We start from the raw sequence: 7,463 nt of genomic DNA on the forward strand, positions 1-7,463 counted from the left end.
GGGCCGCGCCGGCTGGACCCCGGACACGACCCCTGGGGCTCGCCTCACCAATCCAGAAATGAGGCTCCCGTGATCACACAGACTACGTCCCCGCCGGACGCTGCCGAGGCACAGCGCCGCGGGTACACGGCCGCTCTGGCGGTCATCGAACAGGTTGTCACGCTCTGTCCGATCGTCCCCACCACGGTCACCGCGGAGTGCGCCCACTACGCCCCGGAGGAGCCGGGCGTCGAAATGCACTTCCACCGGTCGGCCGAGGGCGTGAGGGCGCTGGCGCAGGCGCTCGGCGCGGCAGCCACGACCGCGCCGTTCGGACCTGACGACCCCCGTCCGTACGTGGAGATGACCACGGTCGTGGCCGGTGTGCCGGTCCGGGCGTGGGCGTTGCTGGACGCTCCGGCGGATGCGGCGGTGGCGCCGTGACAGACACGAAGCTGGTCAACGCCATGGCCGCCGTGATCAACGAGGCCATGAAGACGCGGCAGACCGCGGCGGGCATCGCGCTGGCGATCGTCTCGTCGCAGGAGTGGGACGCCCTCGCGCAGGCGGGACAGCGCGCGGGCCTGGTCCTGCCCGACTCGGTGTGGGGCGAGACCACGCGGGAGGTGCCGCTGTCGGTGCAGGAGCGCGGCCGGATCTCGGAGGGGATCAACGACGATGCGACGCCGGCCGCGCGGCTGCGGCAGCTGGGGCGTGTCCTGCTGGCCGATGCCGGGTTCCGCCGCAACGAGGTCGACGCCCTTCAGAAGCGCGTCGCGGAGTTGACCGGTCTGCTGAAGCAGGCGCAGGCCGAGGCCCGCGCGGCGCTCGGTGCCCCCGAGCCGGCCCGTGAAGTGCCGCCGGAGCCGTTCGCCTGCGCCCGGTGCGACATCCCCCGCCGCACGCACGGCCGGCAGGTCACGGAGCAGGGTGGTCACACGTGGGTGCATCCGTCCGACGAGCAGGTCCTGGCCCGGATGAAGGCGCGCCGCGCCGCCCGAGGGGGTGTCGGCCGTGGCTGACTCCCGTACGCCCGTGGATGGGCCGTTCCGTATCTACGTCGAGCGCACGCCCACCGGCGTGACGCTGGACGTGAGCCACTTCATCGAGGCGGTGCTCGTCGACGTGTTCACCGAGCACGCCGACGAGGTGCACGACATCCTCACCGAGCAGGCGGACGCGCGGCCGTATGACGGTCACCGGGCCGAGTCGCTGCTCGTCGAGCGTCTGCTCGCCGAGGTGTCCACGCGCATCCCGGTGTACGGGCGGCAGTGCGTGGCGCTGGCGGACAGCATCCGGGCTGCGGCCGGTCTGCGGGGGGCGGCATGAGCGCCCGCGACGAAATCCGCCGGTACGTGTCTCTGCTGGGGGACTTGTGGACGCCGCGCGAGACGACGGATGCGCGCGTGGAGGAGGTGTACGCCGCCGTCCGCGCCGAGGTGCTGCACGTTGTCGCCGACCGGTTCGAGGCAGCGTGCCCGGACGGTGGGGGTGAGTTGGTCTTCGATCTGTGCCGGTGTGACAGCGCGGGCATCCTCCGTGGCATGGCCGACGAGGCCGGGAAGGACACCCGCGCGACGGGCGAGTCCACCCGCGCCGCGTCGCCGTGGCAGCAGGCGGTCGACGGTCTCAACGCCCTCGTCGACGCGGGCGTACCGGTGCACATCGAGCCGGACGGCCACATCGCCAACCCCGCCGGGGACGAGCACATCGAGTGGGACCGCGCCGCCGGGCGGTGGCGGCTCGTGCACGACGACGAGGCCGAGGGGTACTCGCAGCCGGTCATCCAGCGGCAGCTCACCGAGGACAACATCGCCGAGGTCGACGACTGGTTGGACCGCGCGGACGTGTTCGCCAAGCCATACGTCGAGACCGTCAACGGGCGCCTGACCGTCGTCGGGCTTCGCATCGGCCACCGCCCGGACCATGTCGTCGCGCGCTTCGGGGACACCATCGTCCGGCACTCCGACGGCACCCACACCGCCCGCCCCACCGAGGGCGGTGACGCGGATGCCTGAGACCGCGCAGGCCGGGGCCACCACGGCCCCGGCCGCCGGTCGGCGGATCACCCCCACCGGCCGCCTCATCCTCCCCGCCACCGCCGACCGCACCACATGGCTCACCGCCCGCCGCTCCGGCCTCGGCTCCGCCGACATCGCCGCCATCCTCGGCATCTCCCGATACGGCAACGCCCTGTCCGTCTACCACGACAAGACGGGCGGCCTACCGCTGGAGAGCGACGACTCCGAACCCGCCCTCTGGGGCCGAATCGACGAAGAAGGCGTGGCCCGCGAGTGGGCCCGCCGCAACCGCTCCGTCGTCCGCCGCGTCGGCCTCGTCGCCAACATCACCAGGCCGTGGCAGATGTGCACCCTCGACCGCCGCGTCCTCGAATGCCCCCTCGCCGACGGCCGCGAGCGGTGCGCCGTCGAGATCAAGTGCCGCGACAAGATGAAGGCCGGGCAGTTCCGCAAGGGCGTCGCGGACGACGTGCTCGCCCAAGTCCTGTGGCAGGCCGACGTGTGCGGCTTCGACCACATCCACGTGGCCGTACGCCTCGGCGGCAACGACTACCGGCAGTTCGTCGTACGCACCGCCGATCACGCGGACCTGATCGACGACCTACGCGCCGCCGGCGCCCGCGCCTGGGAGCAGATCCAGACCCGGCGCCCGCCGGTCCTCGCCGACGACGCCGACCCCGATGTCCTGCTCGACCTGTACGACCGGCTGCACCCGAACCGCTCCGGCGCGATCGACATCACCCGCGATGTCGACACCCAGGACGCCGTCGCGGACTACCTCGACGCGCACAACGACGAGAAGGAAGCAGCGGGCCGGAAGGCGGCTGCCAAGGCCCGCATCATCGGCGCGCTCGGCGGCGCCGCCGAGGCGGTGGTCCTCGACCGCACGTTCGTCCGCCTCGACGAGACCAGCCGCGAGCACTGCGACACCCGCCGCCTCGCCGAGCGCTGGCCCGAGGCGTACGCCGACTGCGTCGAAGACCGCGTCAGCCGCCGCCTGACCATCCCCCGCGTAATCCGTGAGGAGCACAACGCATGACCACTCTCGCTGAGCGCGCGGCGGCTGCGGCCGGCCGCGCCACCGACGCCCCGTCGGGCCCGTCGGACGACGCGTCGTCGACGCCCGTCACGCCGTACGTCCCGGCGCCGGACCCGATGGCCGACTACGAGCCGGGCGACGGCGACCCGGAGATGGTGCCCGTGCACATTGCATGGCTCCGCGTCCGCCGCGACGTCCGCGCCATCGCCAAGAAGGAGCAGTACAACGGCGGCGGCACCCGCTTCAACTTCCGCGGCGTCGACACCGTCGTCAACACCTTCGGCCCCGTGACGCTGCGGCACGGCATCAGCGTCTTCCCTGTCGACGTGGACGCGGAGCACCGCGACACCACATCGGCCAAGGGCAGCAAGATGCGCGAGTGCACCGTGACCGTGTCGTGGATGGTCATGGGCCCGAAGGGCGACACGCTGCCCATCCTGCCGAAGACCCGCGGTGAGGCGCTGGACTCCGCGGACAAGGGCACCGCCAAGGCGCAGTCGGTTGCCCTGCGCGTGCTGCTCCTGACCGGCGGCCTCACGCCCACCCACGACACGGACCCCGACACCTCGTACGTCGAGCGCGGTGAGGCGCCCGTACGGTCCGCCGTTCAGTACCTCGACGAGATCAGCCACCCGCAGACCTCGGCCGGACGACTCCGGCAGATCCACTACGAGCTGCGGCAGTCCAACCAGCTCCGGGCGCTGGTCACCAACGAGGTGGGCGACGAGGAGCAGATCGGCGACATGGTCGTCCGCATCGGCAAGGAACGCGCCGGAGGTGACCAGTGATCACCGCCATCGCCGCTGGCCTCGCCGCGTTCCCCGGCGTCGTCTTCGCCGCGCTCGTCGACCGTGTCCTCCGGCCGGCGCCCGCCGCGCCGGTCCGGGCCACGCACGCCCGCGCCACCGTCGCGGTATTCGAGGAAATCCCGCCCGGCGCCCGGTGGCTCGTCTGCGACACCACCACCTGCGCCCACCTCACCACCCGCCACGTGCCGGACGGCAGCGGCTACCGCTGCACCGGCTGCAACACGCTCCAGGGGGAGCTGTGACCATTCCCAAGCCCGAGACGACCATGGTCGCCATCGACGGAAGCGATGCGTTGGCCTTCGTCATCATCCGCCCCGGCGGCGCCGAGGGCAGCGCCAGCATCGAGTCCGGCGCTCAGGGCATGAGCAAGCAGGCCGCGGCCTACGTCCTGTGCCAGGTGGCCGACCTCTTCGAAGCCGAGGCCGGCCGGTGAGCGCCTTCGACTGGATGGATGAGGCGCTGTGCGCCCAGACCGATCCCGCCCTGTTCCATCCCGACAGGGACGGCAGCTACAGCACCGCCGCCAAGGTCTGCGGCTCGTGCCCGGTGCGCGAGCAATGCGCGCAGCACGCCGAGCGGCTGGAGGGCGGTGTGTCCCGTGCGCTGCGCCACGGCCTGTGGGCTGGGCACACGCCGAACTCCCGCGCCAAGCAGAGCGCTCCCGACCGGAAGGCGGCGGCGTGATGTTCCGGACGGACGGTGAGCTGCGGCTCATGGACTGGTTCTGCGGCGCTGGCGGCTCCTCGCAGGGCGCGCATGCCGTGCCCGGGGTGGCCGTGGCTCGGGCGGCGAACCACTGGGACAAGGCCATCGAGTCGCACTCGATGAACTTCCCCACGACCGACCACTACAAGGGCGACATCCGCGAGGCGCCGGTCGAACGGTGGCCCGTCGCCGAACTGTTCTGGGCCTCGCCGGAGTGCCCGAAGTGGTCGAACGCCCGCGGCAAGACGCGGGACTTCCACAACACCCAGCAGGGTGAGCTGCCGGGCCTGGAGAAACAGCGCGACCCGGCCGACGAGCGGTCCCGCGCGCTGATGGACGAGGTACCGCAGTACCTCGAAGGCGTGCAGCGCCGTGGTGGCCTGGTGCTCGCCGGGGTGGTCGAGAACGTCATCGACTGCCGGGCGTGGGACCAGTGGGACCGCTGGCTGGGCGACCTGCACCGGCTCGGGTACAAGACGCGGACGATCGCGTTGAACAGCATGCACGCACAGCCCCGCACACTGCTGCGCGCCCCGCAGTCCAGGGACCGGCTGTACGTCGCGTACTGGCACCGGTCGCTCGGGCGGGATCCGGACTGGGACAAGTGGCTGCGGCCGACCGCGTGGTGCCCGACGTGCGAGCGGTGCGTGCAGGCGCTGCAGGTCTTCAAGAAGCCGGGCGCCGACATGGGCCGGTACGGCAAGCACGGCCAGTACCTGTACCGGTGCCCGTCGACAACGTGTCGCAACGCGGTGGTGGAGCCGGAGGTGCTCCCGGCCCTGGCGGCGATCGACTGGAGCATCCCGGGGACGCGGATCGGGGACCGGAAGCCGTCGGAGAAAGCGCCGGACGGATTGACCCCGAAGACCCTGGCCCGTATCCGGGCCGGACTGCGGCGCTTCTCCCGTCCGGTCCAGTTCGAAGGCCGGTCGATGCTGGAACCGGACCCGATGCTGGTGCCGTCGGGCGGCACGTGGCGGGATGAGGCGACATCGCTGTTCTCGCCGATGCCGACGCGCACGACGCGCGAGTCCGACGGGCTGGCCGTACCACCGCTGATTGTGCCGTCGGAGGGTCGTGAGGGGAAGGAAGCGGCCCCGGCGTACCGGCCGCTGCGGGCGCAGACCGCGCGCCGGGAGACCGGTCTGGCGTGGCTGCCGGGCGGGTTCGATCCCTTCATCACGCCGGTGCGGGGCGGTGGGGACGCGGAGAAGGCCCGGCCGCTGTCCGTCCCGCTGCACGCTGTGACGGCCGGTGGCAACCATCACGGGCTGGTGACGCCGCCCGCCATGGTCGTGCGGAACAACGGCTCGCGCGGTGACGGGGGCGAGCACTGCACGCCGGTGGACGAGCCGATGCGGACGCTGACGACGGCCGGGCACCAGTCGCTCGCCACGTGGGAGCACCTGCTGGTGCCGTACTACGGCAACGGTTTCGGTCGGCCGGTCACGGAGCCTGTGGGGGCGTTCACCACGAAGGACCGGTGGGCGCTGGTGCGGGGCGTGGATGACATCGACCTGGCGGACGTGCTGTACCGCATGTTGGAGCCGCACGAGATAGGCCGAGGGATGGCGTTCGCGGACGACTACCGGCTGGCGCCGAAGTCGAAGCGGGACCGGGTCCGGCTGTATGGCAACGCGGTGACGCCGCCGGTCGGTGAAGTGCTGATCTGCGCCCTCGTCGAGGCCATCACCGGCCAGGACCTGTCCCGCCACGCCGGACCAGTGGCGGCATGACCACCGCCCCGCATCTGTGCGACGCGCTCGGCGCCCATACCGGCCCGGTCCGGCTGTACGCCTGCGGCCTCCGCTGCTCGGCGCACGCGCCGTGGGCCCTGGCCGGGCACCCCGAGCCGCGGCCGGGGCCCGGCGCCCCGGCCGGCGCCTGGACCACGCCATCTCCGCAGTCCGCCTCCGCGCTCATCGACGCCCGCGCCATCGCCTCCGGCAAACGCCGCTCCAGCTCCGCACACCTGCCGCGCGGCCCAGGCCGCAGTCACGAAATCGGCGCCTTCGCAAACGTCGGACGCGCCGACAACGTGCTGAAGGCATCCGACCACAAAACCTCACCCTTCACCCCCGAGGAGATCACCATGGCCATCAAGACGAAGCCGACCGGCCCGCTGAACTACACCGCCCTCTCCGAGCACCTCGCGGCCGAGACCGGCACCAGCGTTGACACCGCCAAGGCCACGGTCACCGCACTGCTCGACATCGTCGCGCGGACCGTTGCCGACGGACACCCGGTCACCATCAGCAACTTCGGCGCCTGGCTGCCCACCGAACGCCCGGCACGCGCCGCCCGCAACCCGCAGACCGGCGAAACGATGCACCTGCCGGCCAGCCGCGCGGTCCGCTTCCGCGTCTCCCCCCGCCTCGCCGACATCATCCGCGCCGGGGACACCGCCGCGACCGTCCGCAAGCGGCCCAAGAGCGCCTGACGCGCCACTGCACCACCCGTACGGCCCCGGGGCGGGGTGACGCTCCGCCCTGGGGGATCAGATCCACCGCGCGTAGAGAGAAGGACACGTGGCCGTCCGCCTGATCGTCGAGGTACTTGCGGAAGCGCCCACGACGCTGACGCACAGAGAGAAGCTCCTTCTCGTTGCGCTGGCGGAGGATGCCAACGACGACACGCGCGTGACGTGGAACAGCATCGAGCATCCGAAGATCCTCCGGGGAGCGAAGCTCAGCCGCTCGCAGTTGTACGCGGTCATCAAGAGCCTGATCGCCAAAGGGGCGTTGACGAAGGTCACGGCTGGCCAGAAGAACGGGGCCGCCAAGTACAAGATCACAGACTTCACCGAGTCTCAGCGTCCCGGAATCCCTAACACTGACAGCTCGTCTCAGCGTCCCGATTCCCGGGACGCTGAGGGCCCTCAGGGTAACGTAAAACGGGACGGCATTGACC

12 protein-coding genes are annotated in these 7,463 nt (G+C 71.8%); all 12 read left to right on the forward strand.

Annotation, left to right across the window (positions count from 1 at the left end):
• Positions 1–69 precede the first annotated feature (69 nt).
• Positions 70–423 (forward strand): hypothetical protein, encoded by a 354-nt coding sequence (locus AB0L45_RS32190; protein ID WP_365846258.1) that lies wholly within the window; start codon positions 70–72, stop codon positions 421–423.
• Positions 420–1,001, forward strand: coding sequence for a hypothetical protein (locus tag AB0L45_RS32195; RefSeq protein ID WP_365846260.1), 582 nt, complete (start codon positions 420–422; stop codon positions 999–1,001). Before AB0L45_RS32190 ends, AB0L45_RS32195 begins: the two co-directional genes overlap by 4 nt.
• Positions 994–1,308 (forward strand): hypothetical protein, encoded by a 315-nt coding sequence (locus AB0L45_RS32200; protein ID WP_365846262.1) that lies wholly within the window; start codon positions 994–996, stop codon positions 1,306–1,308. Before AB0L45_RS32195 ends, AB0L45_RS32200 begins: the two co-directional genes overlap by 8 nt.
• Positions 1,305–1,997, forward strand: coding sequence for a hypothetical protein (locus AB0L45_RS32205; protein WP_365846264.1), 693 nt, complete (start codon positions 1,305–1,307; stop codon positions 1,995–1,997). Before AB0L45_RS32200 ends, AB0L45_RS32205 begins: the two co-directional genes overlap by 4 nt.
• On the forward strand, positions 1,990–3,039 hold the full coding sequence (locus tag AB0L45_RS32210) for a YqaJ viral recombinase family protein (protein WP_365846267.1): 1,050 nt from the start codon (positions 1,990–1,992) through the stop codon (positions 3,037–3,039). The genes AB0L45_RS32205 and AB0L45_RS32210 overlap by 8 nt, the downstream gene beginning before the upstream one ends.
• Positions 3,036–3,827: an ERF family protein gene (locus AB0L45_RS32215; RefSeq protein ID WP_365846269.1), complete on the forward strand. Its 792-nt coding sequence runs from the start codon at positions 3,036–3,038 to the stop codon at positions 3,825–3,827. Before AB0L45_RS32210 ends, AB0L45_RS32215 begins: the two co-directional genes overlap by 4 nt.
• Complete coding sequence (locus tag AB0L45_RS32220) at positions 3,824–4,090, forward strand: hypothetical protein (protein ID WP_365846271.1); 267 nt, start codon at positions 3,824–3,826, stop codon at positions 4,088–4,090. Before AB0L45_RS32215 ends, AB0L45_RS32220 begins: the two co-directional genes overlap by 4 nt.
• On the forward strand, positions 4,087–4,281 hold the full coding sequence (locus tag AB0L45_RS32225; RefSeq protein ID WP_365846273.1) for a hypothetical protein: 195 nt from the start codon (positions 4,087–4,089) through the stop codon (positions 4,279–4,281). Before AB0L45_RS32220 ends, AB0L45_RS32225 begins: the two co-directional genes overlap by 4 nt.
• A complete protein-coding gene (locus AB0L45_RS32230) occupies positions 4,278–4,532 on the forward strand; it encodes a WhiB family transcriptional regulator (protein WP_365846275.1) in 255 nt (84 codons plus the stop codon). The genes AB0L45_RS32225 and AB0L45_RS32230 overlap by 4 nt, the downstream gene beginning before the upstream one ends.
• Complete coding sequence (locus AB0L45_RS32235; protein ID WP_365846277.1) at positions 4,532–6,289, forward strand: DNA cytosine methyltransferase; 1,758 nt, start codon at positions 4,532–4,534, stop codon at positions 6,287–6,289. Before AB0L45_RS32230 ends, AB0L45_RS32235 begins: the two co-directional genes overlap by 1 nt.
• On the forward strand, positions 6,286–6,993 hold the full coding sequence (locus tag AB0L45_RS32240) for an HU family DNA-binding protein (RefSeq protein ID WP_365846280.1): 708 nt from the start codon (positions 6,286–6,288) through the stop codon (positions 6,991–6,993). Before AB0L45_RS32235 ends, AB0L45_RS32240 begins: the two co-directional genes overlap by 4 nt.
• 88 nt (positions 6,994–7,081) lie before the next feature.
• Positions 7,082–7,463 (forward strand): hypothetical protein (locus tag AB0L45_RS32245; RefSeq protein ID WP_365846282.1); only part of this gene is annotated, 382 nt, incomplete at its 3' end.

Source organism: Streptomyces sp. NPDC052496 (genome assembly GCF_040679095.1).
Lineage (GTDB): Bacteria > Actinomycetota > Actinomycetes > Streptomycetales > Streptomycetaceae > Streptomyces.

Coding starts and splice junctions, on each gene's coding strand:
- AB0L45_RS32205 (WP_365846264.1), top strand. CDS start 1,305: ATGAGCGCCCGCGACGAAATCCGCCGGTACGTGTCTCTGCTGGGGGAC.
- AB0L45_RS32210 (WP_365846267.1), top strand. CDS start 1,990: ATGCCTGAGACCGCGCAGGCCGGGGCCACCACGGCCCCGGCCGCCGGT.
- AB0L45_RS32215 (WP_365846269.1), top strand. CDS start 3,036: ATGACCACTCTCGCTGAGCGCGCGGCGGCTGCGGCCGGCCGCGCCACC.
- AB0L45_RS32235 (WP_365846277.1), top strand. CDS start 4,532: ATGTTCCGGACGGACGGTGAGCTGCGGCTCATGGACTGGTTCTGCGGC.
- AB0L45_RS32240 (WP_365846280.1), top strand. CDS start 6,286: ATGACCACCGCCCCGCATCTGTGCGACGCGCTCGGCGCCCATACCGGC.